Genomic DNA, 18,810 nt, shown 5'->3' with positions numbered 1-18,810 from the left:
GCGTCGCCGTGGCGCCGTACCCGGCCGCCGTCGCGCACGCCGGTGCCACCGCGACCTGGCCGCCTCGGCCGCGGTGCCCGCGTCACGCCGCCGTCAGTGCCTTCGCGATCCCCGCGATCGCCTCCGGACCGACCCGGCAGCACCCGCCGATCAGACGGGCGCCCGCGTCGCGCCAGCTGTCCACCTGGGCGGTGGTGAAGGTGGAGCGGCCCGTCCAGGCCCGGGCCCCGGCGTCCCAGGTCTCGCCGCTGTTGGGGTAGACGACGACCGGCTTGCCGGTCACCCGGGCCGTGGTCGCCGCCGCTGCCTCGACGTCCTCGGGCGCGCAGCAGTTCACCCCCACCGCGATCACCTCCTCCGCGTCGGCGGCCAGGGCGAAGGCCTCCTCCAGCGGCTGACCGGCCCGGGTACGGTCGCCCGCGACCGAGTACGTCAGCCAGGCCGGCACCCCGAGCCCGCGTACGGCCCGCAGCAGCGCCGCCGCCTCCTGCGCGTCCGGGACCGTCTCCAGCGCGAGGACGTCGGGCCGGGTCGCGGCCAGCACCTCCAGGCGCGGGCGGTGGAAGCGCTCCAGCTCCTCCACGGTCAGCCCGTAGCGGCCCCGGTACTCGGAGCCGTCCGCGAGCATCGCCCCGTACGGGCCCGCCGAGGCCGCCACCCACAAGGGCCGGGAGGCCCGGGCCCGTCGTGCCGCCTCCCGCGCCGACTCCACGCTCAGCGCCATCAGCCGGGCGGCCCGGTCGTGGTCGATCCCGCGCTGGGCGAAGCCTTCGAACGTGGCCTGGTAGCTGGCCGTGATGGCCACGTCCGCGCCCGCCCGGAAGTAGGCCAGGTGGGCCTCGGTGACCGCCTCGGGCCGCTCGGCGAGCAGTCGCGCGGACCACAGCTCGTCGCTCAGGTCGTGCCCGGCCGACGCGAGCTGGTTGGACATGCCGCCGTCCAGGACGACCGGCCCGGCGGCGAGGGCTTCGGCGAGGCTGAGGGTGCTGGTCATGCCGTCGACGGTAGTCGACGCCGCCCGCCGCGCCCCAGCGCCTTGTGTCCATCACGTGAACAGATCGACCAGCATGTGGGACAGCGGGTTACGATCACCGGCCTCCCCCCTCCCCACCGCTCGTACAGGAACCCCCATGACCGTCCCCGAGGCCGCAGAACCCCTCCCGCCGTCCGAGGCCGCCCCCGCCCCCGGGGCCGCCGCGACCGCCGCCCCCACCCCCGAGGCAGTCGCGGCCACCGGCTCCTCCTCGGCCGCCGGCCGAACCGGGCCGGCGGGCGTCGCCGGGCCCGCGCCCCGCCGTACCTTCGGCCTCGCCGCGGCCACGGCCCTCGTCACGGGCAACATCATCGGCGGCGGCATCTTCGCCCTGCCCGCCGCGGTCGCGCCCTACGGCACCGTCAGCCTGGTCGCCTTCGTCGTACTGTCGGCCGGGGCCGTGCTGCTCGCGCTGCTCTTCGGCAGGCTGGCGCGGCGCAGCCCGGTCACCGGCGGCCTGTACGTCTACCCGCGCGACGCGTTCGGCGAGTTCGCCGGGTTCCTGTCGGCCTGGTCGTACTGGACGATGTGCTGGGTCAGCATCGCCGCCCTGGCCGTCGCGGTCGTCGGCTACGTCGACGTGCTGATACCGCTGCACGGCGACCGCGTCCTCGAAGCCGCCGTCGCGCTGGCCGCCCTGTGGCTGCCGGCCGCAGCGAACTTCGCGGGCACCCGGTGGGTCGGCACGGTACAGGTCGTCTCCACGGCGCTGAAGTTCGTCCCGCTGCTCCTGCTCGCCACGGTCGGCCTGTTCTTCGTCGACGCCGACAACTTCGGCCCGTTCAACGCCACCGGCCAGAGCGTCCCGGGTGCTCTGGCCGCCTCCGCCGCGCTGCTGCTGTACAGCTTCCTCGGCGTGGAGTCGGCGGCGGTCAGCGCGGGCGAGGTGCGCGACCCGGAGCGTACGGTCGGCCGGGCCGGTGTCCTCGGCACCCTCGCCGCGGCGCTGGTCTACGTGCTCGGCACGGTCGCCGTCTTCGGACTCGTCCCGCACGGCGAACTCGTCGGCTCGGCTGCCCCCTTCGCCGACGCCGTCGACGTCCTCACCGGCGGCGGCTGGGGCGGCACCGCCGTCGCCCTGGTCGCCGTCGCCTCGATCACCGGCTGCCTCAACGGGTGGATCCTGATGGCCGCCCAGATGCCGTACGCCGCCGCCCGCGACGGCCTCTTCCCCGCGCCGTTCGCCCGGGTCGGCAAGGGCGGCGTGCCCGGCTTCGGCGTCTGGGCCTGCGCGCTGCTCGGCACGCTCCTGATCGCGCTCAACCACACGGCGGGCCCGGACACCACGTTCCGCGTCCTGGTGCTGATCACCACGTTCACCGGCTGCGTGCCGTACCTGCTGTCGGCCGCGGCCCAGCTCCACTGGCTGGCCCGGGGCAGCCGCGAGCGGGTCCGGCCCGCCGGCCTGGCCCGGGACCTGACCGTGGCCGCCCTGTCGTTCGGCTTCGCCTTCTGGCTGATCGCGGGCGCCGGGTACGCGGCGGTGTACCAGGGCGTGCTCTTCCTGTTCGCCGGGATCCCGGTGTACGTGTGGCTGCGGGGGCGCGGGGACGGGACCGGGGCGTCGGCATAGCATCGGGGGATGCCCGAGGTCGCTGTCGCAGAAGCCGAAGTACGTGAGGTGCTGGGGGTCCCGGCGGACCGGGCGGTGTGCGAGCCGCTCACGCACGACCCCCGCGACGGCGTCACGGCCGGGGTGTGGCGGGTCACCGGAGGCGGCCGTGCGGCGGTGCTGAAGGTGCTGACGCGGACCAGGGAGACCGGCGTCGCGTGGGCGGCCACCAACGACCCACGGCACCGGAACTTCTGGCGTCGCGAGGCCTACGTCTACCGGTCCGGGCTCGCCCGGGTCTGGGAGCGGTACGGCATCCGCGCGCCCCGGCTGCTGGAGTGCGCCGAACGCCCCGACGGCGACGTGGCGCTGTGGCTGGAGGACGTGCCGGGCGCGCCGGCCACGGTCTGGTCCCCGGCCCGCCACGTCGAGCACGCGCACCGGCTCGGCCGGGCGCAGGGCGCGGTGGGCGCGGGGGAGGACCACCCGTGGCTGTCGCAGCACTTCCTGCGGGACCACACCGCCGGCCCGGCCACGGGCGAGCACCTCCCGGACGAGGACGAGGACGAGGCGTGGCGGCACCCCCTGGTCCGGCGGCGCTTCCCGCCAGGTCTGCGCGCCGACATGGTCCGCCTGCGCCACGACCGCGCGTGGTTCCTGCACGTCATGGAGTCCCTGCCGCGCGCCCTGTCCCACCTCGACCAGCGGCCGGCCAACGTCGTCTCCGGCGGCCCCGGCACCAGCGTCCTGCTGGACTGGGCGTGCGCCGGCGACGGTGCCCTCGGCGAGGACCTCGGCAGTTACCTGCCCGGCTCCGTCCTGGACCACTGCCTGCCCGCCGCCGAGCTCCCCGGCCTGGTCAAGGCGGCCTACGACGCCTACCTGCACGGCCTGCGCACGAGCGGCTGGCGCGGCGACGAGCACCTGGTCCGCCTCGGCGTGTGCGCCTCCGCGGTGAAGTACGGCCGGCTCGCCGCGCTGACGCCGCCCCGGGCGGACGACGAGCCGCTGGCGCACGGCGGTGCGGGTGCCGTCCCGGCCGACCTCCGCTACCGGGAACGGGGCCTGACGCTGGCGTACCTGGCCGAGTGGGCGGACGAGGCCAGGTTCCTGGCTCCCCAGCTCGGTTTCCCGCCGGCCCCGAGCGGGCGCTGACCGCCCGGACGGACGACAAGACCACGACCTCGGCCGGAGTGGCCCACGACCGCAGCCCCATGGTGTGAGCGAGGAGGACGTGTACCGCACACAGCGGCGCCGTTCCCGCCCGGCCGTCGTCCGCCCCGCCCCCACCCCGGCGGCGTCCGGCTCACGCTCACCGCGCCCCGGGCCGAGGCCCTGCGCCTCGCGGTGACACCTCCGGTCCCCGGCGGACGGTCGACGCGTTCGGCACCGCGTACCGGGCATCGACCAGGGTGCCAGCGCGTCGGCCAGCTGTGAGGACCTCCGGCCGGAGCCGAACGGCACGGGCCGAGGGCGCGGGGCAGGCGAACGACTGGTCCCGTCGGACCCGTTGACCTCCTCGTGCCACACCCTTACCTTTTCGGCGTTCGTAATGACAGATGGCGTTCGAAATCCCAAACGACGTCGTGTGTTCCCCCCATGAGAGGCAGGCCGCATGAGCCGCGACCCCGCTCTGCCCGAACCCCCCAGCCGCAGGCTGCTGCTCAAGGGCGCCGCAGCCGCCGGCGCCCTGGCAGCCGTGCCCGCCGTCCCCGCGGTCGCCCGGGCGGCCGAGCCCGCCCGGCCCGCCGCGCCGGCCCCCTTCGTCAACCCGCTCGTCCGCAACCGCGCCGACCCGCACATCCACCGGCACAAGGACGGCTTCTACTACTTCACCGCCACCGCCCCCGAGTACGACCGCATCGTCCTGCGCCGCTCCCGCACCCTGAACGGCCTGGGCGCGGCGGCCGAGTCCGTCATCTGGCGCGCCCACCCGACGGGCCCGATGGGAGCCCACATCTGGGCGCCCGAACTGCACCGCATCGGCGGCAAGTGGTACATCTACTTCGCCTCCGCGCCCGCCGAGGACGTCTGGGCCATCCGCATCTGGGTGCTGGAGAACGCCCACCCCGACCCCTTCAAGGGCACCTGGGTGGAGCGGGGCCAGGTCAGGACGGCCTGGGAGACCTTCTCCCTGGACGCCACCACCTTCACCCACCGCGGCACGCGCTACCTCGCCTGGGCGCAGCACGAGCCCGGCATGGACAACAACACCGGCATCTTCCTGTCCGAGATGGCGAACCCCTGGACCCTCAAGGGCCCGCAAGTGCGGCTGTCCACCCCGGAGTACGACTGGGAGTGCGTCGGCTTCAAGGTCAACGAGGGCCCGTACGTCCTCAAGCGCAACGGCCGCCTGTTCATGACGTACTCGGCCAGTGCCACCGACGCCAACTACTGCATGGGCCTGCTCACCGCCGACGCCGACAGCCACCTGCTGGACCCCATGAGCTGGACCAAGTCGCCGGTCCCCGTCTTCACCAGCAACGACACCACCCGGCAGTACGGCCCCGGCCACAACTGCTTCACCGTCGCCGAGGACGGCCGCACCGACGTCCTCGTCTACCACGCCCGCCAGTACAAGGAGATCAACGGCGACCCGCTGAACGACCCCAACCGGCACACCCGCGTGCAGAGGCTCGGCTGGAAGGCGGACGGCACCCCGGACTTCGGCATACCGGTCGCCGACACGGCCACGGCAGGTGACTGACATGAGACGCGCGTACGCCACCCTTCTCGCCCTGTGCCTCGGCCTGTTCGGCACCCTGGCCACCGCCGGACCCGCCCAGGCCGCGCCCCGGACCATCGCCAACGGCACCCAGTTCACGGACACCTCGGGCAGTCCCGTCCACGCGCACGGCGGCGGGGTCCTCAAAGTGGGCGCCTACTACTACTGGTTCGGCGAGCACCGCAACGCCGACAACACCTTCCGCTACGTCGACGCCTACCGCTCGACCGACCTGAAGAACTGGGAGTTCCGCAACCACGTCCTGACCGAGGCGAGCGACCCCGAACTCGCGACCGCCAACATCGAGCGGCCGAAGGTCATGTACAACGCCTCCACCGGCATGTTCGTGATGTGGATGCACAAGGAGAACGGCACGGACTACAGCGAGGCCCGCGCCGCGGTCGCCGTCTCCGACACCGTCGACGGGAACTACACCTGGAAGGGCAGTTTCCGCCCTCTCGGCCGGCACATGTCCCGCGACATCACGGTCTTCACCGACACCGACGGCGCCGGCTACATGGTCTCCGCCGCCCGGGAGAACTACGACCTGCACATCTACCGCCTCACCGCCGACTACACCGGCATCGCGAGCCTGGTCGCCAACCCCTGGCCCGGCGGCCACCGCGAGGCACCCGCCCTGTTCAAGCGCGACGGCGTGTACTTCATGCTGACGTCGGGCGCGACGGGCTGGAACCCCAACCAGCAGCAGTACGCCACCGCCACGAACATCGCCGGCCCCTGGTCGGCCATGAGGAACATCGGCGACGCGACGGCGTACGGCTCGCAGACCGCGTTCGTCCTGCCCGTGCAGGGCACCTCGGGCACCTCGTACCTGTACCTGGGCGACCGCTGGGGCAACTCCTTCGGCGGCACCGTCAACGACTCCCGGTACGTGTGGCTGCCGCTGACGTTCTCCAACCCGACCACGATGTCCATGTCGTGGTCGCCCGAGGTCACCGTCGACACGGCCGCCGGAACCGTCTCCGGCACCAGTGCCACCTACCACACCCTGATCGCCCGCCACTCCGCCCGCTGCGCGGACGTGACCAGTCAGTCGCTGTGGCAGGGCGCCCAGATCAAGCAGTACGACTGCAACGGCGGCACCAACCAGAGGTACTGGTTCAAGTCCGCCGGAAGCGGCTACTACCAGCTGGTGGTGCGCAACAGCAGCCTCTGCGTGCAGGAGAACGCGAGCACGGTCACCCAGGAGAACTGCGACGCCTCGGCGGCCGGCCAGCAGTGGTCGCTGACCACCACCGGTTCGTACGTGAACGTCAGGTCCCGGGCGAGCGGCGAGTGCCTGGACGTGAACGGCGGCTCCACCGCCAACGGAGCCGCGATCATCACGTACACCTGCAACGGCGGGACCAACCAGCAGTGGACGCGCGGCACCTGACCGCCCCCGGGTGAGCGGGTCGCCCCCGTGCGGCGTCCGTCCTTCGGGACGGGCGCCGGAACTCCCATGGCATGAAAGGGCTTTCACGCCTTTCGGGCCCGCAATGACATGAATACCGGCCAAGCCCTAGAAAGCGCTTGTCCCGAAGGGTACGGTCCACCCCTGGTCCTGTTGTCCACGGGGAGGAACCGAGAGTGAGACGTTTCAGTATCGCCGTCGTGGCGGCGGTGGCCCTGGGAGCCGCGCTGCCGCCCGCACCGGCCACGGCCGCCGAGGCCCGCCCGGGCCCCGCGCAGTGCACCGGAGGTGTCTGCCGCTTCGACGTGCCGCCGGGCACGTACGACGTGCGGGTCGAACTCGGCGGACCCGGCGCGTCCCGCACGAGTGTCGGCGGCGAGACGCGCCGCACCCTGCTGCCCGAGACGGCCGTCCCGGCCGGCGAGCGCGTCACCCGCAGCTTCACCGTGAACGTGCGCACCCCCGAGGGCGAGCCCACCGGCCCCGACGGGACGGCCGGCCTCGACCTGCGGATCGGCGGCTCGGCCCCCGCCCTGGCCGGCATCCGGGTCACCCCGGCGCGGCACGCCCGCCAGATCTTCCTGATCGGCGACTCCACCGTCTGCGACCAGCCCGGTGATCCGTACTCCGGCTGGGGACAGCAACTGCCCCAGTACCTGCGCAAGGGCGTGTCCGTCGCCAACTACGCCGATTCCGGGGAGAGTACGGTGTCGTATCTGGGGAACCCGAGGCTGTGGGCCACCGTACGGCCCCTGATCCGCCCCGGCGATCTGGTGCTCGTCCAGCTCGCCCACAACGACAAGACCACGGACGAGGCCACCTACCGGGCCAACCTGGAGACCTTGGTGGCGGGCGTCCGGGAGCGGGGCGGACAGCCGGTCCTTGTCACTCCGATCGTGCGCCGCTGGTTCAACGCCGACGGCACGCTGAACAACGGAACCGCCCTGCTGGTCAACGGACTCGGCGTCGACCACCCGGCGGTCGTCCGTTCCGTGGCCGCCGCGCGGGACGTCCCGCTGATCGACCTCACGGCGAAGACCAAGCAGCTCGTGGAGTCGCTGGGCGCGGAAGCGTCCAAGGCGCTCTACCTCACCACCGAGGCACGGGACAACACCCACACCTCCGTGCGCGGCGCGACCGCCTACGCGGGCCTGGTCCGCGACGAACTCGTCGCCCGGCGCCTGGTGCCGCAGGGCAAGGTGCGGGTGGGATGAAACCCCTGGGGCGCCCCGACCGGAACCGGGGCGCCCCAGGCCCGGCCCGTTCCGACCGGTCAAGCACGAGAGAGAACCGATGCAGCTGCCCCCCGCCGACCGCACGGCGTCCCCCTTCACCGGCTACACCCGCGCCCACTGGGAGGCGGCCGCCGACGCGCTGCTCGCCGCCGTCGAGCCGTACGCGTCCGAGGACCGCGCCCTGTACCACCTGCCGGGCGACCGCGCGAGCTGGTCCGGGCACCTCTCCGACGGCCTGGAGGGCTACGCCCGCACCCTGCTGCTGGCCGCCTTCCGCCGAGACGAGAACGCCCTGGAGCGCTACGCCACCGGTCTCGCCGCCGGAGTGTCGGGTGTCTGGCCGCGCATCGAGGACCGCGGCCAGCCCCTGGTGGAGGCCGCGTCCGTCGCCCTGGCCCTGCGCCTGACCCGGGACCTGCTCTGGGACCGCCTGGAGGACGCCGTGCGGCAGCGGGCGGCGGCCTGGCTGGCCGACGCGCTCACGGCGGAACCCTGGCCCTGCAACTGGGAGTTGTTCCCCGTCACGGTCGGCGGCTTCCTGGCGGAGACCGGCCACGAGCCGGAGGCGTCCCGCGCCGCGATCGACCGCGGCCTGGAGCGCATCGAGCAGTGGTACCGGGGCGACGGCTGGTACACCGACGGCGACGGCCGCAAGTACGACTACTACAACGGCTGGGCGATGCACCTCTACCCGGTGCTGCACGCCTGGCTGGAGCGGGACGAGCACCTGCTGGAGCGCTACGGGAGCCGCCTCGAACGCCATCTCGCCGACTACGCCCGCCTCTTCGGGGGCGACGGCGCGCCCGTGCGCCAGGGACGTTCCCTGACGTACCGCTTCGCGACGACCGCCCCCCTGTGGCTGGGCGCGCTGACCGGCCGGACACCGCTGGAGCCGGGCGAGACCAGGCGCCTGGCCTCCGGCGCGCTGCGGTACTTCCTGGACCGGGGCGCCGTCGACGACCGGGGCCTGCTGACCCTCGGCTGGCACGGCCCCGACACGTCCGTCCTGCAGGGCTATTCGGGCCCTGCCTCCCCGTACTGGGCGAGCAAGGGCTTCCTCGGCCTGCTCCTGCCGCCGGAGCACGAGGTGTGGACGGCACCGGAACGCCCCGGGCCGGCCGAGCGCGAGGACGCCGTCACGCCCGTCGGACCGCCCAACTGGCTCCTGCAGTCCACCCGTTCCGACGGAGTGGTCCGCCTGCACAACCACGGCAGCGAGGACGTCCGCTACGACCCGCACTACACGCGCCTCGCCTACTCGACCGTGACGGCCCCCGCCGCGTCGTACGACAACAGCGTGATCGTGGGCGGCGACCCGGGCCGCACGGAGATCGAGCCGCTGGGCGCGGGCACGGGCTGGGCGGCCTCGCGGCACACGGCGGGCGGGGGAGCGCGGGTGACGAACGTGGTGCTGGCACGCGGGGCGGTGGAGGTGCGTGCCCACCTGGTCACGGGGGTCCGGCCCGGGACGGCGGTACGCCTGACCGGGTGGAACGCCCCGGACGGCGTCCGCGCGGAACTCCTGCCCGCCGTCGGCCTCGACGACGACCTCCGCGGCGTCACCACCGGGGACGCCACCCTGTTCGTCGCGCTGGCCCGGCTCACCGCCGACGCGGACCCGCCCGCGCTGTCGGACGCGGTGGGCGTCACCGCGGACGAGGACGGCGGGGTGACGGTCCGCTGGAGCGCCGGGCCGGAGGTGCGGGTCCGGCTGGACGGGGCCGGAGTGCACGTGAGCTGACGTGCGCGGACGGCGGCCGTCCGGAGCCCGCCGAAACGACCTGACGTGCGCGGACGGCGGTCGTCCGGCGCCCGCCGAAACGACCCGGGCCGACCGCGGCGGCACGACCGCACCCCCCGGCGCCCCCCCCGGGCACCCTCCCTCGGCGCACCCCCCGGGCACCCTCCCTCGGCGCACCCCCCGGGGCCCACCCTCCCCGGGCGCACCCCGTCCGTCACCGCCTTCGCCGCGCTGCGCCACCCCGGGGGCGACTGCCGCTGCCCGACGCGCGGGGACTTCGCCCCCGCCGGGGGCCTGGCCGGGCGGGGGCTTGCGGGCCATGGCGGGAGGGGGCGAGCCTCCGCGGCGCGGCCGCCACGGGCCTGCCCGACGCGGCGGCCACGACCGCGAGGAGGCGCCGCGACCGGCCTGCGCCCTCGGCTCGCGGCCGCCGCTGCTGTCCGTCGACGCCGGGAGCGGCCGCCCCGACGAGCCGGACGAGGTCGCGCGGTCCGCGCGGGTTCCGTACGGGCCGTACGCCGTCGGCGTCGCCGGGATCGTCCCGGAGGACGGCCCCGGGCCCGCCGGACGGCCGGCCGGTGACCGGCCGCGAAGATCGCCGCGGTGCAGGAGGCCGTTCCGGTCTCTTCGTCGACGCCCGCACCGGCATCCCCTGCGTTCAGGCGCCGGGGGTCCTCTCCTCGCGGGGCCAGTGGAGCAGCAGCACGTGCAGGGCGTCGATCGCCTTGTCCCAGGAGGCCTGCAGGTCCCGGGGCGCACCGAAGGCGCCGGTGGACTCCAGGGCGCAGTAGCCGTGCAACGCGCTGCGCAGCAGGCGTACGGCGTCGGTGAGGTCGGGCTCCTCCAGGCCGTAGGCGCGCAGCATGCCGTAGGTGACCTCGGCGGTGCGGCGCAGGGCGGGGGAGCCCGTCACCGCGGCCGTGTCCAGGGGGATCTGCGTCGCCGCGTAGCGTCCGGGGTGCTCCAGGGCGTAGGCACGGTAGGCGCCCGCGAAGGCGGCGAGCGCGTCGCGGCCGGTGCGCCCGGCGACCGCCGCCGCGATCCGGTCGACCATCTCGCCGCCCGCGAGCAGGGCCACCCGCGTGCGCAGGTCCCGCAGGCTCTTGACGTGCGAGTACAGGCTCGCGTCCCTCACGCCGAAGCGCCGTGCCAGCGCGGACAGGGTGACCTGCTCGAACCCGGCCTCGTCGGCGAGGTCGGCCGCCGCCGCGACGAGACGGTCCGGGGTGAGGCCGGCTCTGGGCATGGGTCTCGGGCCTCCCTTTCGGACGGTGCCGTGTCGGCTGGGGCCGTGTGATCGTAGCGGGCGCCGCACCCCGGGGCGGGGCGGCCGGGCGGACCCGAGCCGGTGCCCGAGGGGCCTGCCCCGGACCGCCGGCGGTCCGGGCGGGCGGACCCGGCGGGAGCCCTCGCCGCGGCCCGTCCTCGGCCGCGCGCGCCGTCCGCGCACGGCCGTACCCCCGCCGGGACTCCCCGTCGTTCAGCGGACCGGTGCGTAGATCACCCCCAGCTTGTCGATCTCGGCGCCCGCGCGGCCCGTGAAGCCCACGATGCGGTGACCGGCGGGGGCGGTGAAGGTCCTCGCGTCGGACGTGGCCGTGCCGGCGGACAGGGTGCGGCCCCGGTCGGTGGTGAAGGACGCCGAGAAGATCCTGGTGCGGCCGTCCTTCTGGCCCTGGGTCAGCTTCACCGAGGTCAGGTGCTCGCCGGGGGCCAGGGTCAGGGACCGGGCCGTGCCGCCGGTGCCGCCGTGGGCGAGGACCGTGCCGCCGTCGTGGGTGAGGGACAGCGCGTCCAGCCGGGCGTCGCCGCGCAGGGTGAGGGTGCGGGGCGCCGGGGGCGAGGGCAGGTCGTCCGCGTCGTTGAACGCCGTGCCGTGCGGGCCGCCGAAGAAGTCGCTCGCGCGCAGCGCGGGGTCGAGGGTGTAGGAGAAGCCGACGGTGTGCGGGAAGTGGTCGGAGAGGTGCTTCCCGTCGGGGCGGAGGAAGGACCGCCAGTCGTTGCCGTACCCGGTGGCGGAGAGGTCCACCAGCGCGCTGCCGCGGTAGAGCACCTTGTCGACGACCTCGCAGTCGTTCGTCGGGGCGGCCGCGTCGCACACCAGCGCCGCGCCGCCCTGCGCCGGCGGGGTGCCGCCCCGGACCCGCTCGACCCACGCGTCCGTCAGGCCGTTCTCCGTCAGCAGGGTGCGGATGTTGTCGCCGCTGCGGGTGTACCTGGTGTTGGTGTCGCCCATGACGATCACCGCGTTACCGGACGAGTTCGCCTGGATGAAGTCCGAGAGCTGCTCGATGTTGGCCCGGCGCGCGGCCAGCGCGTCGTCCGTCGAGTCGGCGTTGGTGTGGACGTTGTACAGGTCGACGTAGGCGCCCTCGGCCAGCCTGACCCGGGCCAGCGTGAAGCCCTTCGGGGTCAGGCAGTTGGTGCCGGTGCACTGCTGCCACTTCACCCGCTGGAAGTCCTCGAAGGGGAAGTCCGACAGCGTGTTGAGGCCGTCGCCGAAGGCCGCGCCGCCGCTGGTCGCCGTGCGGTACGGGTGCTGGTCGTGGGCGTACAGCGACGCGTGGTAGTTGAAGTCCTCCTGCACGTTGACGATGTCGTACGCCCCGAGCCGCTGCCCGATCAGCGGGGTGTTGGTCTCGGGGTCGCTGTCGCCGAGGCCGAGGGGCAGGCCCGCGATGTTGTAGGTGAGCACGTTGAAGGTGCCGGTGGGCGTCGCCGCTGTCGCGGGCGTCGCGGTGCCGGCGGTGAGCCCGGTGAGGGCCAGGGCGGCGGCGGTGAGAGTGCCGAGGAGTCGTCTCATGGTGGGGGTGTCTCCGGTCGGGGAGGCGCGACGGAACCTGAACGGGGCTCAGGTTGCGGGGCAACCAGTGTGACGAACAAGGGGAGTTGAGGAAACAGTGAGGGACGGGGAGATCCGCCGCGCCCGGGCCGCCCGCCGCTCACCCCCTGGTCGTTCAACGTTCACGTTTCGCCTCGATCCTCCACACGCGGCGTGACCACGCGCCGCGGAAGGCAGCCGCCGCACCGGCGGCACACAGGAGGCGCTTCATGGGACACGGGCACGCACACGGCCATCACCACCACGGGCACGACCACGTACACGAGGCCCCGCAGGCCCTGCCCGCCGCCTTCGACACCTCCGTCCCCGACGAGGCCCTCACCCCCGAGCAGGCCTCGCGCCGCTCGCTGCTGCGCCGGGCCGGCCTGCTCGGCGCGGGTCTCGCGGCCGGCGGCGTCCTCGCCCAGGCCGCGCCCGCCGCCTCCGCGGGCCGGCGCCACGGCGGCTTCCTCTGGCTCGCCGGCGACCACCACATCCACACCCAGTACAGCAGCGACGGCAAGTACCGCGTCGTCGACCAGGTCCGCCAGGGCGCCCGGCACGGCATGGACTGGCTCGTCATCACCGACCACGGCAGCGCCACCCACGCCCGGATCGGCGTGGAGAAGGTCAACCCCGACATCCAGGCGGCCCGCGCCGCCCACCGGGACACCCTCGTCTTCCAGGGCCTGGAGTGGAACATCCCGGCCGCCGAGCACGGCACCGTCTTCGTGCACCCCGGCCGGAACGAGGTCGCCGTCCTCAAGCAGTTCGAAACCGACTACGACGGCAGCGTCAAGGGCGCCTCCGACTCCACACCGGCCAACGAGGCGCTCGCCGTCGCGGGCCTGGCCTTCCTCGCCGACCAGGTCAGGCGCCGCAAGGTCAAGGACGCGCTGATGCTCGCCAACCACCCGGCCCGGCGCGGCGTCGACTCCCCGCACGAGATCCGCGCCTGGCGCGACGCCACCGGCTCCGGCCGGCAGATCGCCGTCGGCTTCGAGGGCGCCCCCGGTCACCAGGCCGCGGGCCTGCCCGCCCCGCTCGGCATGGGCCGCGCCCGCGGCATCTACGACAACAACCCCGGAGCCAACTCCTTCCCCGGCTACCCGCCGGAGAGCTACCGCACCTGGGGCGGCTTCGACTGGATGACCGCCACCGTCGGCGGCCTGTGGGACAGCCTCCTCGCCGAGGGCAGGCCCTGGTGGATCACCGCCAACTCCGACTCCCACCAGGTCTACGCCGACACCGCCGTGCGCGGCCCCGGCGGCGACTTCAACGCCGACGGCCGCTACCCGGACCCCGTGTACGGCGGGAAGATCGACATCACCCAGGGCGACTACTGGCCCGGCCAGTACAGCCGCACCCACGTCGGCTCCGACGGCTTCTCCTACGCCGCCGTGATGGACGGCATCCGCGCCGGCCGCGTCTGGGTCGACCACGGGCAGCTCGTCGACGCCGTGGACGTGCGTGTGTCGGGCGGCGGCCGCTGGGCCACGCTCGGCGGCGCGCTGCGCGTCAGGAAGGGCACCCGGGTCACGCTCACCGTCGACGTGACCCCGGCCGGCGGCCCCAACTGGGCCGGATTCGTCCCCGCGCTCGCCCGCGTCGACGTCGTCCAGGGCGAGGTGACGGGGCCCGTCGCCGACCGGGACACCTTCACCGCCCCGACGGCGAAGGTCGTCAAGGCCTACGACGTCAGCAAGGCCACCGGTGCCGTCCGCCTCACCTTCGACCTCGGCCGCGTGGAGGGGCCGGTGTACGTCCGGCTGCGCGGCACCGACGGCAACCGTTCCGCCGTCGGCGCCCTGGGCGCGGCCGTCGACCCGGCGGGCCCCGCGCTCGACGTCGTCGGTGACGCCGACCCGTGGCGCGACCTGTGGTTCTACACCAACCCGGTGTGGGTCCTGCCCTCGTGACGCCGTACACCCTCACCGTCGACCCGGATCTGCGGGACCTGCGCGTGGCCGACCACCTGCTGCGCACCCTGGCGGCCGGACTCGCCCTCCCGGAGGACGCGTTCGGCTGCACCCACCTGGTCCGGGGCGACCGGCCCCGGGTCGTGCTGTCCCTCGCCCTGCCCTCGGAGCCGCCGCACCGCACCGCCGTGGAGCGGCTCACGGCCCTGGGACACGCGGTGACGCCCGGCGTTCCCGACCGGGTGGGGCGCGCGGTGCTCTACCCGGGCGCCGCGGCGCTCACCGGCACCCTGACGGTCGCGGACCTGCTGCTGCGGTCCGCGATCGACCGCGTGTCCGTGCTCGGCACGCCGGACCCGCCCCGCCCCGGCACGCTCCTGACCACCCGGGACCACGTGCGCCCGCAGTGGCGGGACGGCGCGCTGGTGCTGACCGCCATGCCCGCGGCGGGCGGCACCCTGGTCCCCTTCGAGGTACCCGACCCGACCCCGTGCTGCGCGGACCACTGACACCGGCTGCCGGGCCGGAGCGCCCCGGGGCAGGGAGCCGCCGTCGCGAACCCGCTGGAACCACTGGAACCATGGCACACACGGGAGTTCGACGGGCACGGGACACGGGGGAGCCGGCGTGGCGCACGAGGCGGACCGGCGGGAGAGCGAACCGGGCGGCCCCACGGCGGGCACCGGCCAGGAGGTCTCACCCGGCGCCCGTCCGCTGTGGCGGCAGCGGGACTTCGGGGTCTTCTGGGCCGCCCAGACCCTCTCCGTGCTCGGCGACTCCTTCGCGCTGCTCGCCCTGCCCCTGCTGGTCCTGGAGGCCACCGGCTCGGTCGCCCGGATGGGTCTGCTGACGGCGGCGGGCGGGGCCGCGTCCGTCGTGGCGGCCGTGTTCGCCGGAGCGGTGGTGGACCGGGTGGACCGGCGCCGGCTGCTCATCACCTGCGACCTGGTCCGCATGGTGCTGTACGGGGTGATCCCGCTGGTGTGGCTGTTCGGCCCGCGGATCTTGCTGCTGTACGCCGTGCTGCCGCTGTGCGAGGCCGTCGGCATGCTCTTCGCCGTCGGCTACGTCACGGCCGTGCGCGGCCTGGTGGGCACCGGGCGACTCACGGAGGCCAACGGACGGCTGGCCGCCCTGAGCGCCGCCTTCCTGGCCTGCGCCGGGATGGCGGGCACCTGCTCGATGTCGCTGCGCCAGGAGGTCACCCCCGAACACCTCCTGGGCCGCGTCACCTCCGTCTTCTGGGCCCTCCAGTACGCGGCGGCACCCGTCGGCGCGGCCGTCCTCACCTGGGCCGCCGAGGAACGGGGCACGGCCCCGGTCGCCCTGGCCGCCGGCACGACCTGCGTCCTGCTCGCCGGGACCGCCCTGTTCACCCCCGTCCGGGGATCGGGCCGGCCGGTCAGCCGTTGAGCACGGAAGCGGCCGGCCGGCCGTTGGGGACGTCCCGGCCCTGTCGGAATGTCGATCAATCGGTCAATCGATTGATCAACTTCCTACTCGGTGGTCGAGAACACGAACGAGAACTCCGCGGGCTCGGCGTTCAGGTAGTACCGCGGCAACGGGCCGGGCCCGCACGACTGCGAGCCGATGCCGTGCTGCCCGTGGTCGAGGTTGACCCACACCGTGTCGCCGGGTGCGAGGTCGGTGCGGTGCCGGGCCGCGTCCAGCTGCTCGGTCGTCCAGCGCCGCGCGGTGAAGAAGAACTCCGGGTCGCCCTCGATCCGCAGCCCGCCGAGCTCCACCCAGCGCACGTCGGCACGGGCCCCGTTCTCCTGCGGCCGGACGTACGGCGTCTGCAGTCCGTCCACCGTCGACCGCCAGCGGCCCACCATGGACGCCGCCCGGGTGTCCGGGTACGCCTCGCCGGGGCCGCCGCCGAACCACTCCACCGCGTCGGCCTCCGGCAGCCCGAGGCGCACCCCGAGCCGGGGCAGCGGCACCGTCCAGTCGCCCCGGGGCGTCACGGACACGGACAGCCGCAGCCGTTCCCCGTCGGACGTCCAGCGGTACACCGTGTCCAGGCCCACCTCACGGGCCGCCGGTGCCACCCGGGTGCGTACCGTCAGCGCGTCGTCGCCCGCCTCGACCGACACCAGACGGTGCCGCATCCGGTGCAGGCCGAGCGTGCGCCACAGGAGGCCGTAGCGGGTGTCCGACTGCCACTCGGCGCCGTCGTCGTTGTCGGTCGTGGCCCGCCACACGTCCAGTCGCGGCGTCGCCCCGACCGCCACCGCGCCGACCGAGAGCAGCGCCCCGGTGCGGGCGTCGAACGCGGCCGGGCCGAGCACGATCCGGTCACCGTCGGGCACGGGCTTGTCGGTCGCGGGGAAGGTCGGCAGCGGCCGCGCCCCGACGGCGAACTGCCCCCAGGCCACGACGTGGTCCTTCGCGGCCCAGGAGGCGTCGTCCGCGAGCAGCGCCCGCACCGTCCACTGGCGTTCGCCGCCCCGGCCGTCCACGGGCGGCTCGGGCAGCTTGACCTCGGCGCTCTCGCCCGGCGCGAGCGCCGGCACCGCGAGGGAACCCGACTCGACGGTCTCGCCGTCCACCTGGCAGGACCACTCGAAGGCCAGCGCGGACAGGTCGGCGAAGTCGTGCTTGTTGGTGATCCGCACGGTGCCGTTGGACCCGTCGCCCTCGATGCGGACGGGCTCGATCACCTTCTTGTACTCGATCAGGCCCGGTGACGGCGTCCGGTCCGGGAAGACCAGCCCGTCGCAGACGAAGTTGCCGTCGTGCAGCTCCTCGCCGAAGTCGCCGCCGTAGGCGTAGCCCAGCTTTGGGTGTTCGACGCCGTGGTCGATCCACTCCCAGACGAACCCGCCCTGGAGCCGCTCGTGCTTCTCGAACAGCTCCTGGTAGTCGGCGAGTCCGCCCGGCCCGTTGCCCATCGCGTGCCCGTACTCGCACTGGATGAACGGCAGTCCGCGGCGCTTGCGCGTACCGCCGTCGAGCCGCCGGCCGATCCGGTCGACCTCGTCGTGGAAGGCGTACATCCGCGAGTACACGTCGGTGTCGCGGCAGTTCCAGTCGCCCTCGTAGTGCACGAGCCGCTCGGGGTCGCGGTCGTGGATCCACTCGGCCATGGCGGTCAGCCCGCGGCCGGTGCCGGCCTCGTTGCCCAGCGACCAGAACACGACCGACGGGTGGTTCTTGTCCCGCTCGACCATCCGCGCGGCGCGGTCCAGCAGGGCCGGGGTCCAGCGGTCGTCGTCGACCGGGTTGTCCCGCCAGTCCTGCTCGGTGAAGCCGTGGGTCTCCAGGTCGCACTCGTCGATGACCCACAGCCCGTACTCGTCGCACAGGTCCAGGAAGGCCGGGTGCGGCGGGTAGTGCGAGGTGCGCACGGCGTTGAGGTTGTGCCGCTTCATCAGCAGCACGTCCTCGCGCATGGTCTCCAGGTCGAGCGCGCGGCCGGTGCGCGGGTGCCACTCGTGCCGGTTGACGCCCTTGAAGAGGACCGGCCTGCCGTTGACCTTGACGAGCCCGTCCTCCAGGACGACCGTGCGGAACCCGATGCGCAGCGGGATCCGCTCGCCCTCGGTGGCCAGCACGCCGTCGTAGAGCGTCGGCGTCTCGGCCGTCCACGGCCGCACGGCGACCGTCACCGGCTCGCCGGTCGCGACATCGATGTCCAGGGCCGGGACGGTCACCCGCCCGTCGACGTCGCAGTCGACGCGCAGGGTGCCCTCGCCGGTGGTGTGGTCGTAGGAGGCGTGCACGAAGAAGTCGCCCACACTGCCCGCCGGGCGGTGCAGCAGCGTCACGTCACGGAAGATGCCCGGCAGCCACCACTGGTCCTGGTCCTCCAGGTACGACCCGGCCGACCACTGGTGGACCCGGACCGCGAGCACGTTGCGCCCCGGCTTCAGCAGGTGCCCGACCGCGAACTCGTGCGGCAGCCGGGAGCCCTTGAACTCGCCGAGCTCCGTGCCGTTGAGCCAGACGCGGGCGCAGGACTCGACACCGTCGAAGCGCAGCACCGCCCCGCCGTCCGACGGCCAGTCGGACGGCAGGTCGAAGACGCGCAGGTGGTCACCGGTCGGGTTCTCCGTCGGCACGTGCGGCGGGTCCACCGGGAAGGGGTAGAGGTGGTTGGTGTAGATCGGGGACCCGAACGCCCCGTCGCCCTGGAGGACCCAGTGCCCGGGGACCGTGACCTCGGCCCAGTCCCCGGCGTCGTGGCCCTCCTCGGCGAACGAGTCGTCCTCGGCGTCGGCCGTGGCCGACAGCCTGAAGCGCCAGCTGCCGTTCAGCGACAGGGACCGCGCGTCCGAGGACGCGTACCAGGCGCGCGGCGGCAGGGCCCCGCTGCCCGGGGAGACGTCCTCGACGTAGTCGGCGGATGGGGTCGTACGGAAAGACAT

Annotated in this window: 13 protein-coding genes; 9 read left to right on the top strand and 4 right to left on the bottom strand. The window is 74.2% G+C overall.

What is annotated here, in order from left to right; all coding sequences use genetic code 11:
• Positions 1-82 precede the first annotated feature (82 nt).
• Positions 83-994, bottom strand: coding sequence for a homocysteine S-methyltransferase (gene mmuM / locus AC07DA_RS09175; protein WP_479126018.1), 912 nt, complete (start codon positions 992-994; stop codon positions 83-85).
• 136 nt (positions 995-1,130) lie between these two features.
• Here mmuM and AC07DA_RS09170 point away from each other — a divergent pair, with 136 nt between their 5' ends.
• From AC07DA_RS09170 to AC07DA_RS09145, 6 genes are all read left to right on the top strand, one after another.
• Positions 1,131-2,606, top strand: coding sequence for an amino acid permease (locus AC07DA_RS09170; RefSeq protein WP_479126016.1), 1,476 nt, complete (start codon positions 1,131-1,133; stop codon positions 2,604-2,606).
• A 9-nt stretch (positions 2,607-2,615) separates the two neighbouring features.
• Complete coding sequence (locus tag AC07DA_RS09165; protein WP_479126014.1) at positions 2,616-3,740, top strand: aminoglycoside phosphotransferase family protein; 1,125 nt, start codon at positions 2,616-2,618, stop codon at positions 3,738-3,740.
• A gap of 460 nt (positions 3,741-4,200) precedes the next feature.
• On the top strand, positions 4,201-5,292 hold the full coding sequence (locus AC07DA_RS09160) for a glycoside hydrolase family 43 protein (protein ID WP_479126012.1): 1,092 nt from the start codon (positions 4,201-4,203) through the stop codon (positions 5,290-5,292).
• A 1-nt stretch (position 5,293) separates the two neighbouring features.
• On the top strand, positions 5,294-6,706 hold the full coding sequence (locus tag AC07DA_RS09155; protein ID WP_479126010.1) for an RICIN domain-containing protein: 1,413 nt from the start codon (positions 5,294-5,296) through the stop codon (positions 6,704-6,706).
• Positions 6,707-6,900: 194 nt separating this feature from the next.
• Positions 6,901-7,938, top strand: a complete 1,038-nt coding sequence (locus AC07DA_RS09150; protein ID WP_479126008.1) for a rhamnogalacturonan acetylesterase — start codon at positions 6,901-6,903, stop codon at positions 7,936-7,938.
• Positions 7,939-8,017: 79 nt separating this feature from the next.
• Positions 8,018-9,700, top strand: a complete 1,683-nt coding sequence (locus AC07DA_RS09145) for a DUF2264 domain-containing protein (RefSeq protein WP_479126006.1) — start codon at positions 8,018-8,020, stop codon at positions 9,698-9,700.
• Between the two features lie 658 nt (positions 9,701-10,358).
• Here the strand turns inward: AC07DA_RS09145 and AC07DA_RS09140 are convergent.
• Together AC07DA_RS09140 and AC07DA_RS09135 are read right to left on the bottom strand one after the other, a co-directional pair.
• Positions 10,359-10,946: a TetR/AcrR family transcriptional regulator gene (locus tag AC07DA_RS09140; protein WP_479126004.1), complete on the bottom strand. Its 588-nt coding sequence runs from the start codon at positions 10,944-10,946 to the stop codon at positions 10,359-10,361.
• A 234-nt stretch (positions 10,947-11,180) separates the two neighbouring features.
• Entirely contained in the window at positions 11,181-12,503 is a 1,323-nt protein-coding gene (locus AC07DA_RS09135) for a jacalin-like lectin (protein WP_479126002.1), read from the bottom strand.
• 248 nt (positions 12,504-12,751) lie between these two features.
• Between AC07DA_RS09135 and AC07DA_RS09130 the strand changes: the two genes are divergently transcribed.
• The 3 genes from AC07DA_RS09130 to AC07DA_RS09120 all read left to right on the top strand — a co-directional run bounded on the left by AC07DA_RS09130 (position 12,752) and on the right by AC07DA_RS09120 (position 15,853).
• The gene (locus AC07DA_RS09130) at positions 12,752-14,440 is read left to right on the top strand and encodes a PHP domain-containing protein (protein ID WP_479126001.1); all 1,689 of its coding nucleotides are present in this window, start codon (positions 12,752-12,754) and stop codon (positions 14,438-14,440) included.
• Positions 14,422-14,949, top strand: a complete 528-nt coding sequence (locus AC07DA_RS09125) for a hypothetical protein (RefSeq protein ID WP_479125999.1) — start codon at positions 14,422-14,424, stop codon at positions 14,947-14,949. The genes AC07DA_RS09130 and AC07DA_RS09125 overlap by 19 nt, the downstream gene beginning before the upstream one ends.
• A gap of 118 nt (positions 14,950-15,067) precedes the next feature.
• A complete protein-coding gene (locus AC07DA_RS09120) occupies positions 15,068-15,853 on the top strand; it encodes a hypothetical protein (protein WP_479125998.1) in 786 nt (261 codons plus the stop codon).
• Between the two features lie 83 nt (positions 15,854-15,936).
• Here the strand turns inward: AC07DA_RS09120 and AC07DA_RS09115 are convergent, their stop codons facing one another.
• The gene (locus AC07DA_RS09115; protein WP_479125996.1) at positions 15,937-18,810 is read right to left on the bottom strand and encodes a glycoside hydrolase family 2 TIM barrel-domain containing protein; all 2,874 of its coding nucleotides are present in this window, start codon (positions 18,808-18,810) and stop codon (positions 15,937-15,939) included.

The sequence above is a fragment of the Streptomyces sp. NPDC044921 genome, assembly GCF_056432865.1.
Note: the sequence above shows the minus strand (reverse complement) of the source record. Positions and strands in the feature narration are given on the sequence as shown.

Excerpts from the sequence above, each read along its gene's own strand:
- AC07DA_RS09160 (WP_479126012.1), top strand. The coding sequence starts at position 4,201 with ATGAGCCGCGACCCCGCTCTGCCCGAACCCCCCAGCCGCAGGCTGCTG.
- AC07DA_RS09155 (WP_479126010.1), top strand. The coding sequence starts at position 5,294 with ATGAGACGCGCGTACGCCACCCTTCTCGCCCTGTGCCTCGGCCTGTTC.
- AC07DA_RS09130 (WP_479126001.1), top strand. The coding sequence starts at position 12,752 with ATGGGACACGGGCACGCACACGGCCATCACCACCACGGGCACGACCAC.
- AC07DA_RS09145 (WP_479126006.1), top strand. The coding sequence starts at position 8,018 with ATGCAGCTGCCCCCCGCCGACCGCACGGCGTCCCCCTTCACCGGCTAC.
- mmuM (WP_479126018.1), bottom strand. The coding sequence starts at position 994 with ATGACCAGCACCCTCAGCCTCGCCGAAGCCCTCGCCGCCGGGCCGGTC.
- AC07DA_RS09135 (WP_479126002.1), bottom strand. The coding sequence starts at position 12,503 with ATGAGACGACTCCTCGGCACTCTCACCGCCGCCGCCCTGGCCCTCACC.
- AC07DA_RS09140 (WP_479126004.1), bottom strand. The coding sequence starts at position 10,946 with ATGCCCAGAGCCGGCCTCACCCCGGACCGTCTCGTCGCGGCGGCGGCC.
- AC07DA_RS09170 (WP_479126016.1), top strand. The coding sequence starts at position 1,131 with ATGACCGTCCCCGAGGCCGCAGAACCCCTCCCGCCGTCCGAGGCCGCC.
- AC07DA_RS09165 (WP_479126014.1), top strand. The coding sequence starts at position 2,616 with ATGCCCGAGGTCGCTGTCGCAGAAGCCGAAGTACGTGAGGTGCTGGGG.
- AC07DA_RS09115 (WP_479125996.1), bottom strand. The coding sequence starts at position 18,810 with ATGTCTTTCCGTACGACCCCATCCGCCGACTACGTCGAGGACGTCTCC.